The sequence below is a fragment of the Streptomyces sp. NPDC051211 genome (assembly GCF_040689505.1).
Lineage (GTDB): Bacteria > Actinomycetota > Actinomycetes > Streptomycetales > Streptomycetaceae > Streptomyces.
The window spans coordinates 14805-38835 of the sequence record NZ_JBFBAV010000009.1; the positions used below are offsets into that span (position 1 = coordinate 14805).

Here is a 24031-nt window from a genome sequence, read left to right on the forward strand (position 1 = left end):
AGCGTCACCTCTGCGGGGTCAGGTGGGCATTCCGGGCTCCGCCAGGCCGGTCTCGTAGGCGATGATGACGAGTTGGGCCCGGTCGCGGGCGTGGAGTTTGCTGAGGAGGCTGCTCACGTGGGTCTTCACCGTGGGGAGGCTGATCACCAGGTGGTCGGAGATCTCGGCGTTCGAGAGGCCGTTCGCGATCAGTACGAGTACCTCCTGTTCCCGTTTGGTGAGGCCGACCAGGCGCGAGGCCGGGCGGGGCGGGTCGGTGGGGCGGGAGAAGCCGGCGATGACGCGGCGGGTGACCGTGGGGGCCAGGACGCCCTCGCCGGTGGCGATGACGCGGATGCCGGCGACCAGGTCGGAGGGTGAGGCGTCCTTCAGCATGAAGCCGCTCGCGCCCGCCTGGAGGGCCGGGTACACGTACTCGTCCATGTCGAACATGGTGAGGGCCAGGACCCGTACGCCGGTCAGTGTTTCGTCGGAGCAGATTTCCCGGGTGGCGGCGATGCCGTCCATGACGGGCATGCGCAGGTCCATCAGGACGACGTCCGGTTTGAGTCTGCGGGCGAGTTCCACCGCTTCGGCGCCGTCACCCGCCTCGCCGATCGCCTTCATTCCGGGGGTGGAGTCGATGAGGACGCGGAAGCTTCCGCGCAGGAGTGCCTGATCGTCGGCGATCAGCACCCGGACCGCGTCGGCCATTGTGTCTTCCCCGCCTGTTGCTCATCCCACCGTGGAGTTCCCCGATTCTATCGCCAACTCCCCTGCTCCGGTGGAGTCGACGGTGACGGTGGTGCCGTACGGCTCCGCGAGCCGGGCGAAGTCGGTGAGGATCTCCTTGGCGTCCGCCGGGCCGGCGAGGCGGGGGCGGCCACGGCGGTGGACCGGTTCGCCGAAGCCCAGGTCGACCGGGTGGAGGCGGGCTTCGACGAGTGCGCCGTCGTCGAAGGTGAGGACCGGGACGAGCGACTGCCAGTACCGGCGGTGCGGGGCGAACAGCCGGCGCCCGTGGCCGCTGAGTTCGTCGAAGTACCGTCCCGGGGTGAGCGGCCCGTCGGCGGCGACCTTCGCGTAGTCCTCGGCCGGGATGCGGTCGGCGAGGTCGATCTGGCTGACGATGTTCCCCAGGCTGTAGAAGATCGGCTTGTTCCGGTGGAGTTCCATTCCGCGCAGGAAGTGGGGTCCGTGCCCGACCACGACGTCGGCGCCCTCGTCGATCATCCGGTGGGCGAACGTGCGCAGGAACTCGCCGGGCGTCTCGGGTGTCGGGCCCGGCTCGTGGGAGTGCACGCTGACCACGACGAGGTCCGCCCGGAGCCGGGCCTCCCCCACCCAGCGGGAGATCTCGTCCAGGTCCGTCCGGTCGCAGTCGGTCGTGAAGCCCGGCTCGTCCGCGACGCGGAAGCGGGTGCCGAAGAGGCCGAGCCGGTCGGGCGGGAACAGGGCGGGGTCGAAGCCGAGCAGGGTGCGCGCCTCGGCCCGCCGGGCCCGCAGCCCCGTCTCGGCGTCGATCTCCTTCAGGACGGCCATCTGGGCGGCGGTGACGTCCAGCATCGCGCTGTGCCGCAGCGGGTTCAGGCCCGGCCGGCCCGGCAGGTCCGGCGACGGTGCGGCCGCTTCCTGGCCGGGCAGGAAGGTCGAGCTGCACGAGATCAGGGCGAGACTGCCGCCGGGCCGGTCGACGTAGACCGGCCGCCGCGCGGCGGTGAGGTCGGCTCCGATCCCGGCGAAGGGGATCCGTTTCTCCCGCAACAACTCCACGGTGCCGAGGAGCCCTTCCACGCCCAGGTCCAGGGCGTGGTTGTTGGCGCAGCCGAGCACCGTGAAGCCCGCCGCCGTGATCTCGTCGATCACCGGGGGGTCCGCGATCAGTCCGCCGCCGCCCGCCGCGTTGTGCACCGGGTACCCGCGCCCGGCGGGTACGACCTCCAGGTTGGTGAAGGCGAAGTCCGCGGCGTGCAGCAGCTCGCGGAGCTCCTCGGCGGCGGGATCGGAGGTGATCAACGCGCCCCTGGTCGCCATGCAGTCGCCGGAGAGCGCCACGGTCAGCCGCGTCATCGGCCGGCCTCTTCCACCGCGCGGACGATCGCCGCGCCCGCGTCCGGGCCGGTGACGTCGACGCGCCGGCCGTTCACCGTCACGGTCGGGGTCATCGCGACCTTGCGCGAGGCGGCCATGTCGGACACGTACGTCACCCAGGGGCGGTACGTGTCCTGCCGCACGCAGCTCGCGAAGGAGTCGCCGGTGATGCCCGCGTCCCGGCCGGCGGCGATCAGCTGGTCCTCGCTGAGTCCGGGACCGCGCTCCGGGGGCTGCTTGTCGAACAGCACGGCGTGGTACGGCTCGAACCTGCCCTCCTGCGCGGCGCACGCCGCGGCGGAGGCGGCCCGGGTCGAGTAGCCGGCGGGGCTGCTGTAGCCGTTCAGGAAGGCGACCGGGTGGTAGACGAGGGTCACCTTCCCGCCCGATTTCAGGGTCTTGACCTCGGCGGCCGTCCTCTGTTCGAGGTTGCGGCACTCGGGGCAGAGGTAGTCGAAGTAGACGTCGACGCGTACCGCGCCGTCGGAGACGGCCAGTCCGGCCTTGTCGCCCGCCACCCCGGCGGGCACCGCGTCCGGCGCCTCGTCCGGGGCGGAGTTGCTCGCCCGGACCAGCCCGGCGCCGAGCAGCGCGGCGCCGCCGACCGCGACCGTGGCCACGAGCGACACCAGGAGGGTGCGCCGGCGCCGGTGCCGCGTGTGCACCATCTCCCGTACCTGGTTGTCCGTTGACTCCATGCCTATGCCTCCTTCGCGTCCAGGACCCAGCGGTCCAGCGCGTACTTGGTTCGCGGATTCCGGATCAGGAGGACGGCCGCGCCGAGGAAGAGCAGGTCGCGCGCGATGTCGATGGCGTATCCGCGCTCGGCCCCGCTCGTGAGCGTGCCGCCGCCGCCGAAACAGCCGCAGTCGATGGACAGTCCCCGCGCCCACACCGAGGTGATGGCGGCGATGTACACCACCATGAGCACCGCGGTGACGGCGGCCGCCGCCCTGGTGGCCAGCCCGGCGAGCAGCAGCAGTGCGACCGCGACCTCGGCGAACGGCAGTGCGCCGCCGACCGCTTGGGCGGCGTCGGCGGGCACGATGCGGTAGAGCGCGACGTCGCGGCCGGCCGCCGTGAGGTCCCCCATCTTCACCAGGCCGGCGTAGCCCAGGACGGCCGCCAGGAACAGGCGTGCCGCCGTCCCCGCCCAGGTGTGCGCGAACCGCACCAGTGGGTGCCGGGCACGCTCCGCGGCCACCGTCATCGCGCTCACCGGGTACGGGAGAAGCGGTACGTGGCGAGGGCGAGCGCCACGGCGGTGATCGCCGCCAGCAGCCCGAGTTCCGCGATCACGGGCGGCTGCCAGTCCCAGAGCAGCAGGCGGGTCTGGTCCGAGGTGAGCACTTCGGGACCGGGCAGGGTCCGGCGGACCGCGTCGATGCCGTAGGTGAGCGGATTCATCTTGACCACGGCGGCGAGCCAGCCGGGCAGCCCGTTCGGCGGGAACATCGCGCCGGAGAAGAACATCATCGGCATCAGGCTCAGGTTCACCACGATCTGGAAGGTGTCGACCTGCCTGATGGTGACGGCGGCGAGCAGTCCGAGCGCCGTGAACATCAGCGAGACGAGCAGCATTTCCAGGAGTACGACGAGGAGCATCGGCGTGTAGCGGATGCCGGCGATGCCTCCGACGGACAGGACGAACATGCCGTAGACCGCGCCCGTGGTGGCTCCGCCGAACGCGAGGCCGAGCACGATGCTCGACCGTGGGAACGGGGCGACGAGCATCTGCCGCAGCACGCCGAGCCGGCGGTCCCACACGAGCGAGATGCCCACCGCGATCGCCGGGGCCTGCACCGACATGATCAGCACGCCGGGGAACAGGTAGGCCCGGTAGTCGTTCAGCTGCGCCTTGCCGAGGCTGGACGAGGCCGCGTCGAGGCCGGTGCCGAGGACGACGAGGAACAGCAGGGGGGTGACCAGGCCCATGGCGAGGCGTACCGGGTTGTGCCGCAGCCGGGTCATCTCGCGCCGCCAGAGCAGCGTGTACGGCCGCAGGGCGTGCAGTGAACGGCCCGCGGGCGCCGGGCGGGCGGGGGCGGCCGCGGGGGCGCCGGGGGTCTCCCGTACGGTGTCGGTCCGGCTCATCGCATTCCCTCCCCGAGGTGGCTGAGCGTGTGTGCGTTCGTGCCGGTGTCGCGGACGGCGGCCCCGGTGTGGTGCAGGAAGACGTCGTCGAGCGTCGGCGGTACGACGGACACCGCGTGGACGGTCAGGCCGAGTTCGGTGCACAGCCGCGGCACCAGCGTGGCGCCGTTCGCGACCCGGAGGAGCAGACCGTCCGGGGTGGTCTCCGCCGCCAGCCCGAAGCGTTCGGCCACGGCGTCGGCGGCGCGGGTGTCGTCCTCGGTGCGCAGTACGACGACATCGGCTCCGATGACGGTCTTCAGCTCGGCGGGCGATCCTTCGGTGACCACCTTGCCCCGGTCGAAGATCGCGATCCGGTCGCAGTGCTCGGCCTCCTCCAGCTGGTGCGTGGTGAAGAAGAGGGTGATGCCCTCCTCCCGGCGCAGCCGGTTCAGGTGCTCCCAGACGGCGGCGCGGGTCTGTGCGTCGAGGCCGGTCGTGGGCTCGTCGAGGAAGAGGACCCGGGGCGCGCCGAGCAGGCCCCGGGCGATCTCCAGGCGGCGGCGCAGACCGGTGGAGAACTGCCGTACGGGGATCCTGCTGCGCCCGGACAGTTCCATCAGGTCGAGCATCGCGGCGATCGCCTTGCGGCCCTCGGCGCGCGGGAGGCCGCACAGGTCCGCCTGGAAGCGGAGGTTCTCGGACGCCGTGAGGTCCAGGTCGAGCGTCGACTCCTGGAAGACGATGCCGATCCGGCGGCGGACCTCGGCGGGGTGGGTCGCTACGTCGAAGCCCGCGACCTGGGCCCGGCCGGCCGTGGGGGGAAGCAGAGTGGTCAGCATGCTGATGGTGGTCGTCTTGCCGGCGCCGTTCGGGCCGAGGAAGCCGAAGGTCGCGCCGAAGGGCACCGTCAGGTCGAGTCCGTTCACGGCCGGTGTGGTGCCGTAGTAGGCGTAGAGGCCCTCGGCCCGGATCGCGGTCACGATCGGCTCCCGTCGGGGCAGCGCACGGCCAGTACCGTACGGAACGCGCTCAGTTCACCCGGTTCGTCGACGGGCAGGCCGTCGACTTCGACCCAGGCGTGTGCGCCGAAGGGCTGGGTGCGGAACCCGGTGCACCAGTCGGCCCACCGGCCCCGGGCGCGGCACAGCAGGACGGTGGCCACGGACCGCTGGAGGCAGCCGAGGCCGGCGCAGCGGGTGCTGACCGAGACGACCGACCGCCGGGCGCGGGCGACTTCGGCGTGGCCGGCGGGGCGGGTTCCGCGGCTGACGAGGCGCAGGACCCGGTGCAGGCGGGCGGGGGGCAGCCGGACGAGGAGGCGGGCGGCGCCGGCCGCGCACCGGGGCGCGAGCTGCCGGTGCCACGGAAGGCGTGGCGCGTGTTCGGCGACGGCGGGGGTGGTCACGGTGCGACCTCCACCAGCTTGGCCTTGCTCAGGGCGTCGACGAGGGCCATCACGTCCTGCCGTACCCGGTCGTCGTCCACCGGGACGGCCGCGGACAGGCTCGCGACGGCCACGTCGAGCGTGTCCCCGTCCAGCAGCCTCTGCAGGACGCTGGAGCCGGATGCGTTCAACTGCCAGTAGCGGCCTCGGCGCCCGTCGAGGAGGACCGCCCCCGAGTCGACGGGTGTGAGGGTGACGTCTCGGGCAAGACTCAGCTTCATCAGCGTTCTCCGGGGTGCTGGGCGTGGGTGCGGAGCCAGCTCTCGCAGGCCACGGTGGTCACGATCGGCTGGAGGTGGTGCGACATCGGCCCGGGGTTGAGCACCGCGGACCGGAACGCCGCCGGGTCGATGAGGCCGAGCCGGGCCAGGGCCGAGTCCTCGCAGAGTTCCAGGAGCCGGGCCCGGTTGCGTTCGATGCCCCGGTAGGCCTCGGCGCTGAACTCGCCCTTGTCGCGGCGGCCGAGGATGTCGGCGGGTACGACGCCTCGGGCCGCGTCGGCCAGCAGGGGCTTGAACCGCCCGCTCGCCAGGCGCTGGTCGACCCGGGTGGCGAGGGCCGCGGACAGGACGCGGTCGTCGAGGAAGGGTGCGTCCCACTGGATGCCGGTCCCGGCGAGGACCGTGTTGATCTGCCGGATCGTGGTGCCTTCGAAGACGATCGAGGCGAGCGCCTGGTGCCGGGTCCGGTCGGCGTCCAGTGGCTCGGGGGTCTCGGCGGCGGCGGTGGTGAGCAGCCGTCGGACCGCGGCCACGGCGTCGGGGGTGGCCCAGGCGGGCATGCGGGGCGCGAACACCCAGCCGAAGTCGGGTTCGTCGAGCGGCGGGGGCGGGGCGCCGATTTGGGCGGCGACCGCGGTGAGGTTCTGCGCGAAGCCGGCCCGGTCCACGAGGGCGCGTACGGTCGCCTTCCAGGACCAGCGGTTGGCCAGCCGGTAGCGGTTGACGAGCTGCAGGCCGCCGATCGGCCGGGCGCGGGCCAGGGACCATGCGCTCGTGGGCATGCGGCCGAACAGTTCGTCCCCGCCGAAGCCGGTCAGGTGCAGGGTCGCCCCCTCCGCCTTGGCGCGCTGCGCGAGGTCCCCGATGTGGGCGAGGCCGGAGGCCCAGGTCGCGGGCCCTTCCGGGGCCACGTCCGTGAGGTCCGCGGTGTATCCGACGTCGAACAGGTTCTCGGCGCGGTCCGCGGACAGGGTGTGGTGCCGGGCCGTAGGGAGCAGGGCGGCGGCCTTGTGCGCCCATGCGGTGTCCTCGTTGGCGCTGTCGAGCGGTGCGACGTGGTACGTGACCAGGTCAGCGCCGGCCGCGGCGGCGAAGAAGCACAGGGAGGTGGAGTCCAGGCCGCCGGACAGGTCGGAGCTGAGCGTCCGGCCCGGGTCGACCCTCGTGGCGACCGCCTCGGACAGTGCCGAGCGTACGGCCGCCGCGCCCTGCTCGAGCGAGAGGGACGCCTCCGGCAGCTGCCACCAACGTTTCTGCTGCGCCCGGCCGTCGGCGTCCAGGTGGAGCCAGTGGCCGGTCCTGAGCGGGGCGATGCCCCGGCGGACGGGGCGCTGTGCGACCGGCCAGGGTGCTCCGCCCGGCGCCAGCAGGCGGGCGGCCAGCACCGCCTCGTCGATGTCCGCGCCGGTGAGCCGCAGCAGCGGTTCGACCCCGCTCGCCGCCACCGTCACCCCGTCGACGACGGCCGTGAAGATCTGGCGTACGCCGGCGACCGAACCCTGGACGCGGGTCCTGCCGTCCATCGACACCGCCAGGTGGAAGAGTCCCGGGAGCCGGGAGGCGACCGCGTCCACGTCGTGGAGCGATCCCATCCGGCCGAGGGCCGCCACCGTGGCCGTCTCGTCCGGCCGGGTGTGGCCGAGCAGAACCATCCGTCGCGGGCCCGCTTCGAGCACGGTGGCCTCGCCGTCGGGCCGGTCACCCAGGATCCAGGGCCGCCCCGACGCGTGGTCGATCCGGTGTGCCGCGGGCAGCTTCTCGGCGGTCGCGGCAGCGGCCGGGCAGTCCGGAAGAACTACGAATTCCATGTCGCCTCGTTCCCCGGGCGGTGCCGGTGCGCTCGCGCGCACCGGCACCGACACATCACCAGAAGCAGACGACGGCGTAGCCACAGCCGGCGAAGTCGTTACAGCTTCCGACGCCGAGGCACTTGGTGAGCTCGTCGAAGTCGCCGACTTCCTGCAGGGCCGGGGGCTCGTAGATCGCGGACATGCGTTCCTCCCAGTGGTGACAGGTGTCCGGGCCGACTTGTTCGGTCCGTGACATCCAGGAGGCTATGGCGGTGTATGTCCCACGGGCATGGGGCAGCAGCCTCAGCCCTGTCCCATCAGGCGTCCCAGCGACGGTGCCGGAGGTAGCCGCCGACCAGTGCCGCCACGGTCCATGCGAGCAGCACCGCGAATCCGGTGTAGGCGTCGGGCGAGTCGACGGTGAGCATCTCCATGCCGGCCCGGTCGGGGAAGTACTGGGCGAGCTCTTTCGTCGCCCCGATGATGGACAGGATGTGGGTGCCGGCGAGCACCATCGGCAGCAGGACCGCGAGCGGGATGACGGCGTTGCGGGCCATCATGGCCACGCCGGCCGCGAAGAGGGACATCAGCGTCAGGTAGACGATCGCGCCGGCCAGGGCGCGGGGGACGCCGGCTGCGCCGATCGAGACGCCGTGGGGTCCCAGGGCGTACTGGGTGGCCAGGTAGCTGACGATGGTGACCGGGATCGCGACGGCCGCGGCGGCCGCGGCGGTGACGGCCGCCTTCGCCGCGTAGAGCCGGCCGCGGCGGGGCACGGCGAGCAGCGAGACCCGCATCATGCCCGAGCCGAACTCGCTGGTGACGACGAGGACTCCGAACACGATCAGGGCGAGCTGGCCGTAGAGGATGCCGTCCAGCCCGGCCTGCTGGGCGGTGAAGTCGTCGCGCAGCATGGGGCTGTCGGATTCGAGCGCCGACCTCGCGGACCAGCCGCCCAGCGCGGAGATGAGGACGCTGACGGGGACGAACAGCAGCAGGGCGAGCAGCGTGCCGCGTACGCCGCGCAGTTTGGTGAACTCGGCGTGGATGGCCGCGACCGTCTCAGACACGGGTGCTCCTGTCTTCCCTGCCGACGAGCCCGAGGAAGGTGTCCTCGAGGGATGCTGTGTGGGTGCTGAGCTCGTCCAGCGCGAGCCCGTCGGCCGCGGCGAGCCGGCTGACCTCGGCCGCGGGCAGGCCGTCGACCTCCAGACTGCCGTCGACGGCGACGGTCAACGAGGCCCCGCTTTGCTCCAGTTGTCTGCTCAGGCGCCCGGGGTCGGTGGTGCGTACGCGGACGTACGTCCGGCCGTGGCGCTGGATGAAGTGCTCCATGGTCGTGTCGGCGAGGAGCCGGCCGCGGCTGACGACGATCAGGTGGTCCGCGACCATGGACATCTCGGTCATGAGGTGGCTGGAGACGAGGATGGTCCGGCCTTGGGCGGCCATCGCGCGCAGCAGTTCGCGCAGCCACCGGATGCCCTCCGCGTCGAGGCCGTTGACCGGTTCGTCGAGCACCAGGACGGGCGGGTCGCCGAGCAGGGCCGCGGCCAGGCCGAGTCGCTGGCCCATGCCGAGGGAGTACGTGCCGATCCGCCGTCGGGCGGCGCCCGCCAGGTCGACCATGTCGAGGACCTCGGCGACCCGGCGCCGGGGGATCCGGTTGCTCTGGGCGAGCCACTGCAGGTAGTGGGTGGCGGTCAGGCTGCGATGCGGCGCCGATGTCTCCAGCAGGGCGCCGACGTGCCGGGCGGGGTAGCGCAGTTCGTGATAGGCGTGGCCGTCGATGCGGGCGGATCCGGTGTCCGGCCGGGTCAGGCCGAGCATCATCCGCATCGTGGTCGACTTCCCGGCCCCGTTGGGGCCCAGGAATCCGGTGACGGCCCCGGGCCGCACGGCGAAGGTGAGGCCGTCGACGACGGTGTTCCCGCCGTACCGCTTGGTCAGTTCCAGGACGTTGATCACCCGACCAGTCTCGCGAGGAGGCCGGTCGGCCACATCGGTCCCGGGACGGGAGTACCGGAGGCCGTGCGGGGGCCGAACCCATACCTGAGGATGAGTCGGGCGCGGCGGGGGTGAGTACGGGGTGGCGCCGGGCGCGGTACGGGGTGCCGCCGGGCTCAGTACGGCAGGCTCGCCGGGTTCAGTACGGCAGGGTCGCCGAGACGCGGAAGCCGCCGTCCTCCCGCGGTCCGGCGGTGAGGGTGCCGCCGTGTGCGGTGGCCCGCTCCCGCATGCCGACGAGGCCCAGTCCGCTGCCCGGCACGGTGGGCCGGTGCGCGGGCCCGGGGCCGTCGTCGGCGACGTCGACCGTCAACGCGCCCCGATCCGCGACGAGGTGCACCCGGCACCGGGTGGGCGCAGCGTGCTTGACGACGTTGGTCAGGGCCTCCTGGACGATCCGGAACGCGGACAGCGCGACACCGTCCGGAGGTTCCTCCGGGCAGTGCGACCGCAGGTCGACGCGTACGCCCGCCGCCTCGGCCGTACGGACCAGGGAGGGCAGGTCCGACAGTCCGAGCGCCGGCCGGAGGTCCTGGGCGTCCTCCGGGTCCCGGCGCAGTACCTTGAGGGTGGCTCGCATGTCGCGCAGCGCCCGGCGGCTGACGTCCTCGATCACGGTGAGGGCTTCGTGGGCCTCCTCCGGGTGGGTGGCGACCACGTGGTTGGCGATGCCGGCCTTGACGGCGATCAGGCCCACGCTGTGCGTGACGACGTCGTGGATCTCGCGGGCGATGCGGAGGCGTTCCTCGACCTTCGCCCGCTCGGCCGCCTGCTCGATGACGCGCCGCATGCTCTCCCGGCGTTCCCTGACGGCCGACCCCGCCGCCCAGGTGGCGCCCAGAACCAGCAGGCCGAACACGAGTTGAACGCCCAGGCTCCCGCCCTGGTAGTGCCGGCCGCCGGTCAGGGTCAACGCGCCCGCGCCGGCGACGCTGACCCCGCCGACCAGGACCGCGGACAGCCGGGTCGGCCGCTTCCAGGTCACGGCCACCAGGTACAGGACGTAGGCGGCGGCGAGGAACGGGGTCGGCCCGAGCCCGAGCGCCAGCGCCACGCAGGCCGCGGTCAGGACGAACGCGAAGACCGGCACGGGCCACAGCCGGCGGACGGCGAGCGGCAGTGCGGTGCACAGCAGCACCGGCCACACGGTGGTGTGGGCCACTTCGCCGCTGACGTCCGGCCGCAGCACCGCCACCTGCGGCAGCAGTGCGAACCCGAGTGCGGCGAGCACGTCGAGCATGATCAAGCGTCGGCGAGCGACATCACCCATGGCGTCGAACGTATGCGTTCGGTTCGCCACAAGTCCACCGATTTCGCGCGGTCGGCTCGCCACTGCCGATCGATCACCACACCCGTACAGTCCGACGGGCGTCGTAGCAACGGCGCCCGGCCACCAACCCTCCTGTTTCGGACACCGATCGGACGCATCTGTGCGGTGGCCGGGCCGATGCGGCCGCCGCCCGGCCGGCCGCCCGGCCCGGGGGTGAAGCCGCAGGCGGCAGCGGTCGGGCCTGCGTTTCGGCAGGTCCGGCGGGGCGCCTGACCGAGATCCGGCGGGCCGGGTGTCGCATATGACCGACATTCGACCACCAAACGGACTGCATTCCTTCACTTAACAGCCGAACTTGCGTTCCCCTCGATCGCAAACGCATACTCGGCACCGGTAGCACCGTGCACCCCTTCTCTCCCAAACGAATGATTCGGCCGGCCTTAACGGACAGGGCACGAGTGCACCCGCATCCCGACCCCACCCCACTCCACGAATTCGGCAAACGCATACCGGCGAGCTTCCAGGAGATGTAGGGAAATGGAAATCAACCTGCTCATTGTCGGCGACAACCCGGTCACCCTCGCCGGGCTGGAAGCGATTATCGATCAGGACGAGAGATTCACCCTCATCGGCGGTCGGGCGATGAATGACACCGAGGCCACACGATGTCTCGAGGAAACCGAGTTACAACCCCAGGTGATCATCCTCGCCGAGCCGTCCTCCAAGAGCAGCCTCTGTGCGGACGTTCACCACTTCACGTCGAAGTACCCAAGCAACGAGACCCGGCCCAAAACGTTCGTCGTATCCCAGAACGATGACGACGACGTAATCGTGTCCGCCCTGCGCATCGGGGTGCAAGGCTATCTCGCGCGAATCGAATCACCCGAGGAACTGCTGCACTCCATTCAGATCGTCGCCAAGGGGGGCGCCGCTTTCAGTCCGACCATAGCGGCCCGGTTCAGCACCTTCTTCTCCACGATGCAGAGCCTGCCCGAGCTGACCGGATTCTCCGATCTGACGGACCGTGAGCTGGAGGTGCTGGAATTGGTCGCCGGCGGCCTGGGGAACCGGCAGATCGCACGGCGGCTTTTCCTGGCCGAGAAGACGGTACGCAATTACATCTCGCGAATCTTCGCGAAGCTGGAGGTCCACGACCGGACCACGGCGGCGGTGCGGGCACGCGACGCCGGCCTCGGCGAGCCGACCGGAATGCCGGTACCGCAGCGCGCCTGAGCGAGGACACGCGGCCGAGCGCGGCCCGGCCTGAGGGCCGGGCCGCCGCCCGGGCCTGCCGTCGAGGTCGACCCGGAGATAATGGAGGGGAACATCCTGCAGCCGGGGCGGCCCCCTCGGCCCGTGCCCGCCACGTGACGTCAGCCGTTGACCGCCGGAATGACGTGCTGTCCGTAGGCGTCGATCGTGGCCTCCCGCGCGTCGTGCATGTCGTAGACGGCGAACTGGTCGACTCCCAGGTCGCGCAGGGCCCGCAGCTTCTCGATGTGGGCCTCCGGCGGGCCCAGCAGGCAGAAACGGTCGACGATCTCGTCGGGGACGAAGTCGGTGGACGGGTTCCCGGAGCGGCCGTGGTGGCTGTAGTCGTAGCCGTGCCGGGCCTTGATGTAGTCGGTGAGCTCCTCGGGGACCATGCCGGAGTGCTCGCCGTAGCGGGAGACGAGGTCGGCGACGTGGTTGCCGACCATGCCGCCGAACCAGCGGCACTGGTCGCGGGCGTGGGTCAGGTCCTCCCCCACGTACGCGGGCGCCGCCACGCAGATGGTGATCGCGGCCGGGTCGCGGCCGGCCGCCACGGCGGCCTCGCGGACCGACTTGACCATCCACTCGGTGAGGTAGAGGTCGGCGAGCTGGAGGATGAACCCGTCCGCCTTCTGCCCGGCCAGCGCCAGGGCCTTCGGCCCGTACGCGGCCATCCAGACGGGGAGTTTTCCGTCCCGGATCCAGGGGATGCGGATCGGGTTGCCGTCGACGACCGCCTCCCGGCCCTCGGCCAGGTCCCGGATGACCTCGATGGCCTCGCCGAGCCGGGCGAGGGTGTTCGGTTTGCGGCCCGCCACCCGCATCGCCGAGTCGCCGCGGCCGATCCCGCAGACGGTGCGGTTGCCGTACATGTCGTTGAGGGTGGCGAAGGTGGAGGCGGTCACCTCCCAGGTGCGGGTGCCCGGGTTGGTGACCATCGGGCCGATGTGCAGCTTCTGCGTGTTGGCCAGGATCTGGCTGTAGATGACGAACGGCTCCTGCCACAGCACGGCCGAGTCGAAGGTCCAGCCGTAGCGGAACCCGTTGCGCTCGGCGCGCTTCATGAGGCTGACCACGGCCGAGGCGGGCGGGTCGGTCTGCAGGACGAGGCCGAAGTCCATGGCTGCTCCTTGCTGCGTGCGGGCTTACAGGTACTGGCAGGTGGAGCGGTGGACGAAGGCGCCGTGGCCGGCCCGGCCGGTGTACTGGCGGCGGTCGATGACGGTTTCACCGCGGGAGAGGACGGTGTCGACGCGCCCGGTGATCCGCTTGCCCTCGTACGCCGAGTAGTCCACGTTCATGTGGTGCGTCTCGGCGGAGATGACCTGCTCGGCGTGCGGATCGTAGAGGACGATGTCGGCGTCGGAGCCCGGGGCGATGGTGCCCTTCTGCGGGTAGAGGCCGAACATCCGGGCCGGGGTCGCGCAGGCGATCTCGATCCAGCGGCGGCGGCTGATGTGCCCGTCCAGCACGGCCTGGTGGAGGAGGTCCATCCGGTTCTCCACGCCGGGGAGCCCGTTGGGGATCTTGGAGAAGTCGCCGCGGCCGAGCTCCTTCTGGCCGCGGAAGCAGAACGGGCAGTGGTCGGTGGAGACCACCTGGAGGTCGTTGGTGCGCAGGCCCCGCCACAGGGCGGCCTGGTGTTCGCGCGGCCGCAGCGGGGTGGAGCAGACGTACTTGGCGCCCTGGAAGTCGGGTTCGGCCAGGTTGTCGGTGGAGAGGAAGAGGTACTGCGGACAGGTCTCGCCGAAGACCGGCAGGCCCTTGTCCCGGGCGGCCGCGAGTTCCGCGACCGCCTCCTCCGCCGAGACGTGGACCACGTACAGGGGCGCCCCTGCCACGCGGGCCAGCTGGATGGCGCGGTGGGTGGCCTCGGCCTCCAGCAGCACCTTGCGGACCTCGCCGTGGTGGCGGGGATCGGTTTCGCCGCGTGCCAGGGCCTGTTCGACGAGGACGTCGATGGCGATGCCGTTCTCGGCGTGCATCATGATCAGCCCGCCGTTGTGGGCGGACCGCTGCATGGCGCGGAGGATCTGTCCGTCGTCGCTGTAGAACACCCCGGGGTAGGCCATGAACAGCTTGAAGGAGCTGATGCCCTCCTCCACCAGGAGGTCCATCTCCTTCAGCGTGTGCTCGTTGACGTCCGAGAGGATCATGTGGAAGGCGTAGTCGACGGCGCAGTTGCCGTCGGCCTTCGCGTACCAGGCGTCGAGGCCTTCGCGGAGGGAGTGGCCGACGCTCTGGACGGCGAAGTCCACGATGGTGGTGGTGCCGCCCCAGGCGGCGGCCCGGGTGCCGGTCTCGAAGGTGTCGGAGGCGAAGGTGCCGCCGAAGGGCAGTTCCATGTGGGTGTGGGCGTCGACGCCGCCCGGGATGACGTACTTTCCGGTGGCGTCCAGGGTGCGGTCGGCCGTCCAGCTGTCGGCGGCCGCCGAGCCGTGGGCGGCCAGGGCGGCCACCCGGCCGTCCTCGATCAGGACGTCCGCGTGCAGTTCGTCGGCGGCGGTGATGACCAGACCGCCGCGGATCAGGGTGCGGATGCTCATGGTGCGGTCCCCCCTACTGGATGGCGCGCAGGGCCTGTTCGAGGATGGTGGCGCCCTCTTCCGCCTCGGTGACGGTGAGGGACAGGGGCGGGGCGATGCGCAGCACGCTGGTGTTGTGGCCGCCGCCCTTGCCGAGGAGCAGGCCGCCCTCGCGGGCCGCTTCGAGCACGGCGGCGGCCGCGTCGGGGTCGGCCTCGTCAGAGCCCGGCTTCGTGAGTTCGATGCCGGCCATCAGGCCGCGGCCGCGGACGTCGCGGACGGCGGGCACGGCGGCGCCGATGGCGCGCAGCCGTTCCAGCAGGAGGCCGCCGACCCGGCGGGCGTTGCCCTGCAGGTCGTGTTCGAGGAGGTAGCCCAGGTTGGCGATGCCGGCCGCCATGGTGACGGGTGAACCGCCGAAGGTGGAGATGGAGTTGGCGTCGAGACAGTTCATGATCTCGGCGCGGGCGACGACCCCGCCGATGGACATACCGTTGCCGATGCCCTTGGCGAAGGTGAGGATGTCCGGGGGGCCGTTCCGGGCGTGTGCCTGCCAGCCCCAGAAGTGGTCGCCGGTACGGCCCCAGCCGGTCTGCACCTCGTCGCTGATCCACAGGATGCCGTGCCGGTCGAGTACCTCGCGGAAGGCGCCGTAGAGGCCGTCGGGCGGGGAGGTGAAACCGCCGACGCCCTGGATCGGTTCGGCGATCAGGGCGGCCACTCCCCCGCGGGCCTGGCCGAGTACGTCCTCCAGGTCGGCGACCGCCGCGGCGGTGAAGGCGGCGTCGTCGAGGTGGGCGAAGGGGCCGCGGGTGCGGACCGCGCCGTGCACGTAGTACGTCTGGAGGGGCGACAGGCTGGTCGGGGACCAGCCGCGGTTGCCGGTGATCGAGACGGTGGAGAAGGACCGGCCGTGGTAGCTGTTGCGCATCGCCAGGATCTGGTTGGAGCGGCGGTACGCGGTGGCGAGGAGCAGCGCGGTGTCGTTGGCCTCCGTGCCGGAGGTGGTGAAGAAGACCCGGGCGTCGGGGATGCCGGAGAGAGCGGCGACGCGTTCGGCGAGTTCCACCATGGGGCGGTTGAGGTAGAGGGTGGAGGAGTGGATGATCCGCCCGGCCTGGTCGGCGACGGCCTTGGTGACCTCGGGGAGGGCGTGGGCGGTCATGGTGGTGAGGATGCCGCCGAAGAAGTCGAGGTAGCGGTTGCCCTCGGCGTCCCAGACGTGCCGGCCCTCGCCGTGGGTGAGCTCGATGGGGGTGCGGTAGTAGAGGGCCAGCCAGTCGGGCAGGACGTGCCGGTGGCGGTGGTGCAGGCTGTTCGGGTCGGTCACGGCTGAACCAGTCCTCCGTAGGCGTCGGGGCGGCGGTCGCGGTAGAAGGCCCACTGGTTGCGGACTTCGTCGATGAGGTCGAAGTCCAGGTCGCGGATGAGGAGTTCCTCCTCCTTGTCGCTGGCGGGCTCGCCGACGAACTGGCCGCGCGGGTCGACGAAGTAGCTGGTGCCGTAGAAGTCGTTGTCGCCGTACTCCTCCCGGCCGACCCGGTTGATGGCGGCGATGAAGTACTCGTTGGCGACGGCGGAGGCGGGCTGTTCCAGCTGCCACAGGTGGGAGGAGAGGCCGCGGTGGGTGGCGGAGGGGTTGTAGACGAGCTGGGCTCCGGCGAGGCCGAGCTGGCGCCAGCCCTCCGGGAAGTGGCGGTCGTAGCAGATGTACACGCCGACCTTGCCGACGGCGGTGTCGAAGACCGGCCAGCCGAGGTTGCCGGGGCGGAAGTAGTACTTCTCCCAGAACCCCTTGACCTGGGGGATGTGGTGCTTGCGGTACTTGCCGAGGTAGCTGCCGTCGGCGTCGATGACGGCGGCGGTGTTGTAGTAGAAGCCCGAGCTCTCCACCTCGAAGACCGGGACGACGACCACCATGCCGGTCTCCCGGGCGAGGTCCTGCATGCGGCGGACGGTGGGGCCGTCCGGGACGGGCTCCGCCCAGCGGTAGTGCTCCGGCTCCTGGACCTGGCAGAAGTAGGGCGCGTTGAAGACCTCTTGGAAGCCGATGATCTGTGCGCCCTGGGCGGCGGCCCGGCGGGCGTGCTCCTCGTGCTTGGCGATCATCGATTCTGTGTCGCCGGTCCAGGTGGCCTGGACCAGCGCGGCGCGGACGATGTGGGCCATGAGCTGCTCCTCGCCTCTACGCACGTAGACGGTGTGCGTAGGTACGAGACCGTAAGCCTCGGCACAGTCCGGGGCAAGACCACCGCGCACGGTCGGAGTAGTCGATCAAGTTAGGTCGTCCGGCGGTCAGTTCCGATCACCTTTGAGGCCTGCGACGCGCAGGGCGTGGACCAGATCGCGATGGCAGGCGGCGGACACCGCGGCAGCCGCGTCGAGCAGCCGGGGGGCCAGCCAGTGCGGGTCGCGGCGGGCCAGCCGGGCCGCCTCCTCGGCCGGGCGGACCCGGACGAACGCGGCGAGCAGCGCCTCGGCCTCGTCGGTACGTCCGCCCTCGCGGAGGGCCAGGGCGGCCTCGGCGATCTCGGCGGCGGGCCGGCTGACGCCCTGGCGCAGCAACTGGCCGCGGTCCGCCTCGCGGCCCTCCGCACCGAGCGCGGCCGCGGCCTCGACGAGGCGTTCGGACGGCAGGGTCGCGGCGGCCTCCCAGAGCAGCGTGGCCCAGTCGGGGGCGAGCCCGGCCCGCTCCAACTCACGGGCCAGCCCCGGCAGTCGGGCGGCCGGCCAGCCGGCGGCCTCACAGAGCAGGGCATGGGCCTCGCCGGTACGGCCCTGGCCGCGCAGGGCGATGAGCTCGGCGACCAGCCGCGGCACGGCGGCGGGACCCGGCGCCGCTCCCGGTGCTCCCGGTGCTCCCGGTGCTCCTGCCGGGGTCGGTGCTCCCGCCGCGGCCGGTTCCGGGCTCGGCCGCGGCTCCGGGCCGGGCCGGCCGTACCGGGCCCCGCGCGGGACGGCGTCCGGCTGCTGCGGCAGCTCGGGCACGGCCCCCGCTCCGGACGGCATCCCGGCGTACCGGGCGCCGCCGCCCCGCCGCCCCCCACCACGCAGCCACCGCCGCCCGGCCGCGGGGGGCGGCCCGGGAACCGCGTCCTGCCCCGGGGCAGGGCCCTCTGCGGGTGCGGTGCCGGGCGCCGAGGCGGTGCCGTCCCCCGCTCGGTCGGCGGGTGCGTCCGGTCCCGGATGGGTGCGCGCGTCCGGTCCCGGCTCGGTGCGCGCGTCCGCGGGCGGCTGCCGCGGCACGCCGGGCAGCGGCTCCGCCCCGGCGCCGGCCCAGTCCTGCCGGGCGGCCCCCGGCGCCGCGGGCGGCACGGTCAGGGCCGACAGGCGGGTGGCGAGGTCGGTGCAGCGGGAGGCGGCGCGGGTGAGGTCGTCCTGGGTCCAGGACAGCTCGCGGGTCAGGAAGTCCGACTCGGCCGGGTCCGCCGCAGCGCCCAGCTGCGCCGACAGCGCACGCATCGCCGCTTCGGACGAGGCGTGCTGGGCGCCCGCGGCCGCCAGCAGGGTGCGGAGTTCCTCGGCGCCGCCCGGCAGCCGGTCGTATGCGGTGACCGCCGCCTGCCGCAGCTCCGCCGCCCGGGCTCGCGCGCGGGCCGCCAACTCCTCGCCCCGGGCCGCCGCCAGGTCCTGGAGCAGGGACTCCAGGACGTCCCAGGGCGGCATCGCCACCCCGTCCAGGCAGGCCCGCATGCCCTCTGGATCCCGGCGCAGGAACTCGCCGTACCAGCCCGAACCCGGGTCCAGGTGGGAGACCAGCTGCCGCAGGTGGGCCGCCAGCCGGTTGATCGCCGTCGCTCCGTCGGGAGAAGTCGCGGTCTCCATGGGCGCATTGCACCGCACCCGTGTTACGGCAGGACTACGGGAGTCTCAAACCTTGACGGCGTTCCGGGTGCGCGGCCGCCGACCCGCCCGCGGCCGTCACCGGGCCGCCGGTCTGCGCCACGGGCCCGGTCCGGCCGGTGTCGTGCCGGTCAGGACGCTGTCGCCGGCCACGCGGGGGTGCCGGACGTCCACCTCACCGGGGTGGCGGCCGTGGGCGCGGCTGTCCGGGGCCGCGCGGGCCGCGAGCAGCAGGCCGCCCGCGAGCAGGGCGCCGACGAGGCCGAGAGCGATCCGCTTGGCTGTGTTCAGGGCTGACACGGCTTCAGGTGTGCCCCGCGGGCCGCGCCGTGCACCGCCGATTGGGCCGAAGGGCCTAGGGGGTGTCAGGCCGCGACGAACGCGCAGCGCAGGACCAGGTCGTCCATGGACAGGCCCAGCGCCCGGGCGAGGGCGGCGACGGTGAAGAAGGCCGGGGTCGGGGCCCGGCCGGTCTCGATCTTGCGCAGGGTCTCGGCGGAGAGGCCTGCGGAGGCGGCCACGTCGACCATGCTGCGGGCCCCGCGGGCTTCGCGCAGCAGCGCGCCGAGGCGCTCGCCGCGCTCACGTTCTTCGGGGGTGAGGGGGGTGCGGACCATGCCCCCATTCTAATACCGCCCGCCCCAAGAGGGCGATGACCGGGATTCTTATACCGGTATAGTTATTGGCATGGTGGAGTTGAAGACGGAACACGAGATCGAAGAGATGCGCGCCGCCGGCCGGGTGGTCGCCGATGCGCTGGCCGCCGTACGGGAGGCCGCCCGGCCCGGGGTGAGCCTGCTTGACCTGGACGCGGTGGCCCGGCGCGTCCTGCGGGAGGCGGGCGCGGACTCCCCCTTCCTCGGGTACCGGCCGCAGTTCGCGCCGGTGCCCTTCCCGGGGGTGATCTGCGCCTCGGTCAACGACGCCATCGTCCACGGCATCCCGGACGGCCGGCGGCTGCGCGACGGCGACCTGGTCAGCATCGACTGCGGGGCGAAACTGGGCGGCTGGGCCGGGGACGCGGCAGTCAGCTTCACCGTGGGCCGGCCCCGGCCCGCCGACCTGCGGCTGATCGAAACGGCCGAGGCGGCCCTGGCAGCGGGCATCGAGCAGGCCAGGCCGGGCCGCCGGATCGGCGACATCGCACACGCCGTCGGGCGGGTCTGCCGCGCCGCCGGATACGGCGTCCCGGACGGCTTCGGCGGCCACGGCATCGGCCGCAGCATGCACGAGGACCCGGGCGTGCCCAACGAGGGGCGCCCGGGGCGCGGCATGACGCTGCGCCCCGGGATGGTGCTGGCGATCGAGCCGATGCTGATCGCGGGCGGCGGGGACGACTACCTGACGGACGGCGACGGCTGGACCCTGCGCACCACCGACGGCAGCCGCGCCGCCCACGCCGAGCACACGGTCGCGGTCACCGCCGACGGCCCGCGGATCCTCACCGCCCGCTGAGCCGGGTCGTCACCGACCCCTGCAGCCGGGCATCACCGCCCCCTGACCGGGTCGTCACCGCCCCCTGGAGCCGGGCGTCACCGCCCGGTGAAGCCGGGCCTTCATCGCCCGCCGAGCAGGCATACGGCCCGCCGAGCAGGCGTCACGGCCGGCCGGACGGGCGGACCACCATCGCCGAGCCGCCGCCCCGGCGGGTCGTCTCGGCGGCGGCCAGCCAGCGGCCGTCCGGGAGCCGCTGGACCCCGGTCGCGGCGCCGATCTCCGGGTTCTGCCGGAAGCCCTGCCCCAGCGCTTCGAGTTCGCCCCGCAGCGGGCTGTTCCACAGGCCCGGCTCCAGCTCGGTGGTGGTCTGGTTGCGCTGGCTGGCGCGCGGCGCGGCGATGGCGTCGACCAGCGGCAGGCCCCGGTCCAGGTGTCCGGTGAGGGTCTGCAGGACGGTGGTGATGATGGTGGCGCCGCCCGGTGAGCCGAGGGCGAGGACCGGGCGGCCGTCCTGCAGGACGATGGTCGGCGACATGGAGGAGCGCGGCCGCTTGCCGGGGCCGGGCAGGTTGGGATCGGGGATGCCGGGGGCGGCCGGGGCGAAGGAGAAGTCGGTCAGCTCGTTGTTCAGCAGGAAGCCGCGGCCCGGGACGGTGATGGCGCTGCCGCCGGTGGACTCGATGGTGAGCGTGTAGGAGACGACGTTGCCCCAGCGGTCGGCGACCGTCAGGTGGGTGGTGTTCTCGCCCTCGTAGGTGGTGGGGGCGGTCTGCCCGGTGGTGGCGCAGGGGACCGGGTTGCGCGGGTCGCCGGGGGCCAGCGGGCTGGTCAGGGCCCGGTCGGGCCGGATCAGGCAGGCGCGCGTGTCGGCGTACTGCTGGGAGAGCAGCTGCCGGGTGGGCACGTCCTCGAAGGCCGGGTCGCCGACCCAGCGGCCGCGGTCGGCGAAGGAGACCCGGGAGGCCTCGATGAAGCGGTGCAGGTACTGGCTCTGGGAGAGCCGGGACAGGTCGGTGCCCTCCAGGATGTTGAGGGCCTCGCCGACGGTGGTGCCGCCGGACGAGGAGGGGGCCATGCTGTACACGTCCAGGCCCCGGTAGCGCACCTGGGTGGGGGCCTGCCGCTTGGTCTCGTACGCGCGCAGGTCCGCCGCCGTCAGGTCGCCGGACCGGACCTTGCGGGTGGCCGCGGGATCCACGGGAGGCTTGCGGACGGTGTCGACGATGTCCTCGGCGATCGGCCCCCGGTACATGACCCCGGTGCCCTTGCGGGCCATCTCCGCGTACGTGTCGGCCAGATCGGGGTTCTTGAAGGTGGAGCCGACCACCGGCAGCGCGCCGCCGGGCAGGAAGAGCTTCGCGGTGTCCGGGAAGTCCTTGAAGCGGGCCTGGTTGGCCTCGGTCTGGGCGCGGAAGGTGGCGTCGACGGTGAAACCGTCGCGGGCCAGTTTCCGGGCCGGCCACAGCAGTTGGCCCAGCGGTCGGCTGCCCCAGCTGTCGAGGGCGGCCCGCCAGGTGGCAGGGGTGCCGGGGACGCCGACGCCCCGGCCGCTGGTCTGGCCCTCGGCGAACGGGATGGGGACGCCGTTCTCCTGGAACAGCTCGGCGGTCGCGGAGGCCGGTGCGGTCTCGCGGCCGTCGATGGTGTGCACCCGGCGGCTGTGCGCGTCGTAGTAGACGAAGTACCCGCCGCCGCCGATGCCGGCCGAGTACGGCTCCGTCACCCCGAGCGCGGCGGCGGTGGCCACGGCGGCGTCCACCGCGTTGCCGCCGCTCTTCAGGACGGCGATCCCGGCTGCCGAGGCGTCGGCGTCCACGCTGGCGACGGCCCCGCCCCAGCCCGTGGCCACCGGCACTTTGACGGGCGGGTGCGCCGCGGTCGGCGGGGCGGTCGCCCCGGACGAGACGAGCGCCCCCGCGAGGGCGAGGAACACCAGCGGACGTACGGCGGGACGACGCATCCCGAACCTCCCAGTCGACGGCCGGTCAGAGCCAGGAGCCGCACTGTAACTTCACCGCACCCCCCGCGTCAGGTGGGCATGCGTGCGGCTACCATCCGCCGCATGAACGACGACGTGCGCAACATCGTGCTCGGGGTGATAGCCACCGCCCTCAGCGGCGGGTTCGGCTGGTTCTCCCGGACCTACCTGTGGCGGCGCGCGCTGCGCCGTAAGCAGGCCTTCTTCGGGCTGCCGACCGGGTCCGACTGTCTGTTCGTGGTGAACCGCCAGATGGGCGGCACCGATTCGTCCCTGCACCGCAACGACGCCTTCGCCCTGCTGGAGATCTCCGCCCTGATCAAGGACTGCGGGGCGAACGTCCAGATCGTCACCCACGACACCGCCCGGCAGGGCTTCGGCGAGCGGGCCGAGTTCTGCGTCGGCGGGCCCGCGTCCAACACCCGTACCGTCGCGCACCTGTCCTCGATGCTCCCGGGCGTGCAGGTCGACGTCGGCCTGGAGTCGGGCCATCCGGACCGCGGGTCGATCCGCATCGGCGGGGAGAGGTACCGCTGGGAGAAGGGGATGGCCGAGTACGTGCTGCTGGCGCGGCTGACCACCGACCAGGGCGCGCGGCCGGTGTTCCTGCTGTCGGGGCAGACGGCCAACAGCAACCAGGCGGCCGCCCGTTACCTGGCCAAGAACCACCAGCGGCTGGCCCGCAAGTACGGCGGGGAGTCCTTCTGCATCCTGCTGAAGGTGATCAACTCCGATGCCTACGGGCCGGACGTGACGGAGCTCGTGGCGGATGTCACCGGGCCGGCCCGGACACCCGTAGCGGCAGCCGTGTGATCCCGTTGATGAAGTTGGAGACCAGGCGGCGCGGCGGCCCGGCGAGTTCGGGCGGGGGCATCAGGGCGCACCAGGTCTCGTAGAGGGTGCGCAGCTGGAGCCGGGCGAAGTGCGCGCCGAGGCAGACGTGCGGGCCGTCGCCGAAGGACACGTGCGGGTTGGGGGCGCGGCCGAGGTCGAGGCGGGCCGGGTCGGTGAAGACGCGCTCGTCGTGGTTGGCGGAGGCGTGGAAGACCACCACCTTGTCGCCGGCCCGGATGTGCTGCCCGGCCAGGACGGTGTCCCGGGCGGCGGTGCGGCGGAAGCTGAGCACGGGCGGGTGGACGCGCAGGAGTTCGTCCACGGCACGGGCGGGATCGGTGTCCCCTGCGGCCAGCCGCCGGTACGCGTCCGGGGCGGCGGCCAGCGCGAGCAGTCCGCCGGGGGCGGCGCTGCGGACGGTGTCGTTGCCGGCGACGGTCAGCAGGAAGAAGAACATCTCCAGTTCGGCGTCGGCCAGTCCCGCTCCGGCGAGGGCGGTCATCAGGTCGTCGGCGGGTGCCTTGCGCTTGTGGGCGGCGAGCTCGCGGGCGTAGCCGAACATTTCGCCGAGCATCGCGGGCGAACGCGGGTTGACGGGCCGCCCGTCCGGGCCGAGCACCGGCGCCGGGGCGTCCTCCGGATCCTGGTAGCCGATGATCCGTACGGTCCAGTCCAGCAGCAGGCCGCGGTCGGCGGCCGGGACGCCCAGCAGGTCGGTCAGGTTGAGCAGGGCGTACTCGTCGGTGACCGTGCGGACCAGGTCGGCGGTGCCGTCCTCGGCGGCGTCCCGGGCGGCGCTCAGCAGGGTACGGGCGCGGTCGCGGACCCGGGCGGCGAAGGCGTCGACCCGGCCGGGGGTGAAGGCGCGGGCGGCGAGGCGGCGGAGCCGGCCGTGTTCCGGGGGGTCCTGGTTGAGCATGGTGCGGCGGATGAACGGCAGGTCGGCCGGGTCGGGATCGCGGATCTGGGTGGCGCCCAGCCAGGAGGAGTACGTGGCATGGTCGCGCAGCACCCGGACGGTGTCGGCGTGCCGGGTGACCGCCCAGAAGCCGGGCCCGGCCGGCCAGCCGAGGACCTCGGGTTCGGCCTGCCAGGCCACGGGCCGGTGGTCGCGCAGCCACCGGTACCGCTCGTGCGGAACGCCCCCGGCGTAGATCCGGGGGTCGAAGACGTCCGGGACCCCGGAGCCGTCGGCTCCGCCGGGCGTTCCGGCCGTGGGCGGGTGGTGGGGGCGGATGGCTGGGTCCATGGCGACACGGTGGCGGGTGCGGGCCCCGGGCCGCAA

At 72.8% G+C, this 24031-nt stretch carries 23 protein-coding genes and 2 pseudogenes; 3 read left to right on the plus strand and 22 right to left on the minus strand.

Annotation, left to right across the window (positions count from 1 at the left end; all coding sequences use genetic code 11):
• Positions 1-18 precede the first annotated feature (18 nt).
• The 13 genes and pseudogenes from AB0447_RS11725 to AB0447_RS11785 all read right to left on the minus strand — a co-directional run bounded on the left by AB0447_RS11725 (position 19) and on the right by AB0447_RS11785 (position 10875).
• Complete coding sequence (locus tag AB0447_RS11725) at positions 19-693, minus strand: response regulator transcription factor (protein WP_366476418.1); 675 nt, start codon at positions 691-693, stop codon at positions 19-21.
• A gap of 21 nt (positions 694-714) precedes the next feature.
• Positions 715-2049 carry a lasso peptide C-terminal Trp epimerase gene (gene mslH, locus AB0447_RS11730; RefSeq protein ID WP_366476419.1) on the minus strand — a complete coding sequence of 445 codons (1335 nt, stop codon included), beginning with the start codon at positions 2047-2049 and terminating at the stop codon, positions 715-717.
• Positions 2046-2768, minus strand: coding sequence for a thioredoxin domain-containing protein (locus AB0447_RS11735; protein WP_366476420.1), 723 nt, complete (start codon positions 2766-2768; stop codon positions 2046-2048). The genes mslH and AB0447_RS11735 overlap by 4 nt, the downstream gene beginning before the upstream one ends.
• A gap of 2 nt (positions 2769-2770) precedes the next feature.
• Entirely contained in the window at positions 2771-3280 is a 510-nt protein-coding gene (locus AB0447_RS11740; RefSeq protein ID WP_366476580.1) for a MauE/DoxX family redox-associated membrane protein, read from the minus strand.
• Positions 3281-3285: 5 nt separating this feature from the next.
• Positions 3286-4164, minus strand: a complete 879-nt coding sequence (locus AB0447_RS11745) for an ABC transporter permease (protein ID WP_366476421.1) — start codon at positions 4162-4164, stop codon at positions 3286-3288.
• Complete coding sequence (locus AB0447_RS11750) at positions 4161-5126, minus strand: ATP-binding cassette domain-containing protein (protein ID WP_366476422.1); 966 nt, start codon at positions 5124-5126, stop codon at positions 4161-4163. The genes AB0447_RS11745 and AB0447_RS11750 overlap by 4 nt, the downstream gene beginning before the upstream one ends.
• Positions 5123-5551: a lasso peptide biosynthesis B2 protein gene (locus tag AB0447_RS11755; RefSeq protein ID WP_366476423.1), complete on the minus strand. Its 429-nt coding sequence runs from the start codon at positions 5549-5551 to the stop codon at positions 5123-5125. The genes AB0447_RS11750 and AB0447_RS11755 overlap by 4 nt, the downstream gene beginning before the upstream one ends.
• Positions 5548-5733, minus strand: a pseudogene (locus tag AB0447_RS11760) (PqqD family peptide modification chaperone); the annotation flags it as partial. The pseudogene AB0447_RS11760 and the gene AB0447_RS11755, both read right to left, overlap by 4 nt.
• Positions 5718-7619, minus strand: a pseudogene (locus AB0447_RS11765) (lasso peptide isopeptide bond-forming cyclase). The pseudogenes AB0447_RS11765 and AB0447_RS11760, both read right to left, overlap by 16 nt.
• Before the next feature lie 55 nt (positions 7620-7674).
• Positions 7675-7803, minus strand: a complete 129-nt coding sequence (locus AB0447_RS11770) for an aborycin family tricyclic lasso peptide (protein ID WP_366476424.1) — start codon at positions 7801-7803, stop codon at positions 7675-7677.
• Between the two features lie 115 nt (positions 7804-7918).
• On the minus strand, positions 7919-8671 hold the full coding sequence (locus AB0447_RS11775; protein WP_366476425.1) for an ABC transporter permease: 753 nt from the start codon (positions 8669-8671) through the stop codon (positions 7919-7921).
• Positions 8664-9566: an ATP-binding cassette domain-containing protein gene (locus AB0447_RS11780; RefSeq protein ID WP_366476426.1), complete on the minus strand. Its 903-nt coding sequence runs from the start codon at positions 9564-9566 to the stop codon at positions 8664-8666. The genes AB0447_RS11775 and AB0447_RS11780 overlap by 8 nt, the downstream gene beginning before the upstream one ends.
• A gap of 178 nt (positions 9567-9744) precedes the next feature.
• Positions 9745-10875, minus strand: coding sequence for a sensor histidine kinase (locus tag AB0447_RS11785; protein ID WP_366476427.1), 1131 nt, complete (start codon positions 10873-10875; stop codon positions 9745-9747).
• A gap of 537 nt (positions 10876-11412) precedes the next feature.
• Between AB0447_RS11785 and AB0447_RS11790 the strand changes: the two genes are divergently transcribed.
• Positions 11413-12108, plus strand: coding sequence for a response regulator transcription factor (locus AB0447_RS11790; protein WP_366476428.1), 696 nt, complete (start codon positions 11413-11415; stop codon positions 12106-12108).
• A gap of 140 nt (positions 12109-12248) precedes the next feature.
• Here the strand turns inward: AB0447_RS11790 and AB0447_RS11795 are convergent, their stop codons facing one another.
• The 7 genes from AB0447_RS11795 to AB0447_RS11825 all read right to left on the minus strand — a co-directional run bounded on the left by AB0447_RS11795 (position 12249) and on the right by AB0447_RS11825 (position 19114).
• On the minus strand, positions 12249-13250 hold the full coding sequence (locus AB0447_RS11795) for a TIGR03842 family LLM class F420-dependent oxidoreductase (RefSeq protein WP_366476429.1): 1002 nt from the start codon (positions 13248-13250) through the stop codon (positions 12249-12251).
• Between the two features lie 24 nt (positions 13251-13274).
• Complete coding sequence (hydA, locus tag AB0447_RS11800; RefSeq protein WP_366476430.1) at positions 13275-14675, minus strand: dihydropyrimidinase; 1401 nt, start codon at positions 14673-14675, stop codon at positions 13275-13277.
• A gap of 13 nt (positions 14676-14688) precedes the next feature.
• Complete coding sequence (locus AB0447_RS11805; RefSeq protein ID WP_366476431.1) at positions 14689-15984, minus strand: aspartate aminotransferase family protein; 1296 nt, start codon at positions 15982-15984, stop codon at positions 14689-14691.
• The gene (locus AB0447_RS11810) at positions 15981-16823 is read right to left on the minus strand and encodes a nitrilase-related carbon-nitrogen hydrolase (protein WP_366476432.1); all 843 of its coding nucleotides are present in this window, start codon (positions 16821-16823) and stop codon (positions 15981-15983) included. Before AB0447_RS11810 ends, AB0447_RS11805 begins: the two co-directional genes overlap by 4 nt.
• Before the next feature lie 126 nt (positions 16824-16949).
• A complete protein-coding gene (locus tag AB0447_RS11815; RefSeq protein WP_366476433.1) occupies positions 16950-18479 on the minus strand; it encodes a hypothetical protein in 1530 nt (509 codons plus the stop codon).
• A gap of 96 nt (positions 18480-18575) precedes the next feature.
• Positions 18576-18797 carry a hypothetical protein gene (locus tag AB0447_RS11820; RefSeq protein WP_366476434.1) on the minus strand — a complete coding sequence of 74 codons (222 nt, stop codon included), beginning with the start codon at positions 18795-18797 and terminating at the stop codon, positions 18576-18578.
• Between the two features lie 65 nt (positions 18798-18862).
• Positions 18863-19114, minus strand: a complete 252-nt coding sequence (locus AB0447_RS11825) for a helix-turn-helix transcriptional regulator (RefSeq protein ID WP_366476435.1) — start codon at positions 19112-19114, stop codon at positions 18863-18865.
• 70 nt (positions 19115-19184) lie between these two features.
• Between AB0447_RS11825 and map the strand changes: the two genes are divergently transcribed.
• Positions 19185-19952: a type I methionyl aminopeptidase gene (gene map / locus AB0447_RS11830; RefSeq protein WP_366476436.1), complete on the plus strand. Its 768-nt coding sequence runs from the start codon at positions 19185-19187 to the stop codon at positions 19950-19952.
• A 142-nt stretch (positions 19953-20094) separates the two neighbouring features.
• Here map and ggt read toward each other — a convergent pair whose 3' ends face one another.
• A complete protein-coding gene (ggt, locus tag AB0447_RS11835) occupies positions 20095-21894 on the minus strand; it encodes a gamma-glutamyltransferase (protein WP_366476437.1) in 1800 nt (599 codons plus the stop codon).
• A gap of 102 nt (positions 21895-21996) precedes the next feature.
• On the opposite strand from ggt, the gene AB0447_RS11840 reads away from it, so the two are divergent.
• Positions 21997-22725, plus strand: coding sequence for a hypothetical protein (locus tag AB0447_RS11840; RefSeq protein WP_366476438.1), 729 nt, complete (start codon positions 21997-21999; stop codon positions 22723-22725).
• On the opposite strand, the gene AB0447_RS11845 is transcribed toward AB0447_RS11840, so the two are convergent.
• Positions 22685-23995, minus strand: a complete 1311-nt coding sequence (locus AB0447_RS11845) for a cytochrome P450 (protein WP_366476439.1) — start codon at positions 23993-23995, stop codon at positions 22685-22687. The two genes, AB0447_RS11840 and AB0447_RS11845, sit on opposite strands and share 41 nt — an antisense overlap.
• Between the last annotated feature and the right edge of the window lie 36 nt (positions 23996-24031).

Coding starts and splice junctions, on each gene's coding strand:
- AB0447_RS11795 (WP_366476429.1), bottom strand. CDS start 13,250: ATGGACTTCGGCCTCGTCCTGCAGACCGACCCGCCCGCCTCGGCCGTG.
- AB0447_RS11735 (WP_366476420.1), bottom strand. CDS start 2,768: ATGGAGTCAACGGACAACCAGGTACGGGAGATGGTGCACACGCGGCAC.
- mslH (WP_366476419.1), bottom strand. CDS start 2,049: ATGACGCGGCTGACCGTGGCGCTCTCCGGCGACTGCATGGCGACCAGG.
- AB0447_RS11745 (WP_366476421.1), bottom strand. CDS start 4,164: ATGAGCCGGACCGACACCGTACGGGAGACCCCCGGCGCCCCCGCGGCC.
- AB0447_RS11840 (WP_366476438.1), top strand. CDS start 21,997: ATGAACGACGACGTGCGCAACATCGTGCTCGGGGTGATAGCCACCGCC.
- AB0447_RS11740 (WP_366476580.1), bottom strand. CDS start 3,280: ATGACGGTGGCCGCGGAGCGTGCCCGGCACCCACTGGTGCGGTTCGCG.
- AB0447_RS11785 (WP_366476427.1), bottom strand. CDS start 10,875: ATGGGTGATGTCGCTCGCCGACGCTTGATCATGCTCGACGTGCTCGCC.
- AB0447_RS11810 (WP_366476432.1), bottom strand. CDS start 16,823: ATGGCCCACATCGTCCGCGCCGCGCTGGTCCAGGCCACCTGGACCGGC.
- map (WP_366476436.1), top strand. CDS start 19,185: ATGGTGGAGTTGAAGACGGAACACGAGATCGAAGAGATGCGCGCCGCC.
- AB0447_RS11825 (WP_366476435.1), bottom strand. CDS start 19,114: ATGGTCCGCACCCCCCTCACCCCCGAAGAACGTGAGCGCGGCGAGCGC.
- AB0447_RS11790 (WP_366476428.1), top strand. CDS start 11,413: ATGGAAATCAACCTGCTCATTGTCGGCGACAACCCGGTCACCCTCGCC.
- AB0447_RS11845 (WP_366476439.1), bottom strand. CDS start 23,995: ATGGACCCAGCCATCCGCCCCCACCACCCGCCCACGGCCGGAACGCCC.
- AB0447_RS11725 (WP_366476418.1), bottom strand. CDS start 693: ATGGCCGACGCGGTCCGGGTGCTGATCGCCGACGATCAGGCACTCCTG.
- AB0447_RS11770 (WP_366476424.1), bottom strand. CDS start 7,803: ATGTCCGCGATCTACGAGCCCCCGGCCCTGCAGGAAGTCGGCGACTTC.
- hydA (WP_366476430.1), bottom strand. CDS start 14,675: ATGAGCATCCGCACCCTGATCCGCGGCGGTCTGGTCATCACCGCCGCC.
- AB0447_RS11815 (WP_366476433.1), bottom strand. CDS start 18,479: ATGGAGACCGCGACTTCTCCCGACGGAGCGACGGCGATCAACCGGCTG.
- ggt (WP_366476437.1), bottom strand. CDS start 21,894: ATGCGTCGTCCCGCCGTACGTCCGCTGGTGTTCCTCGCCCTCGCGGGG.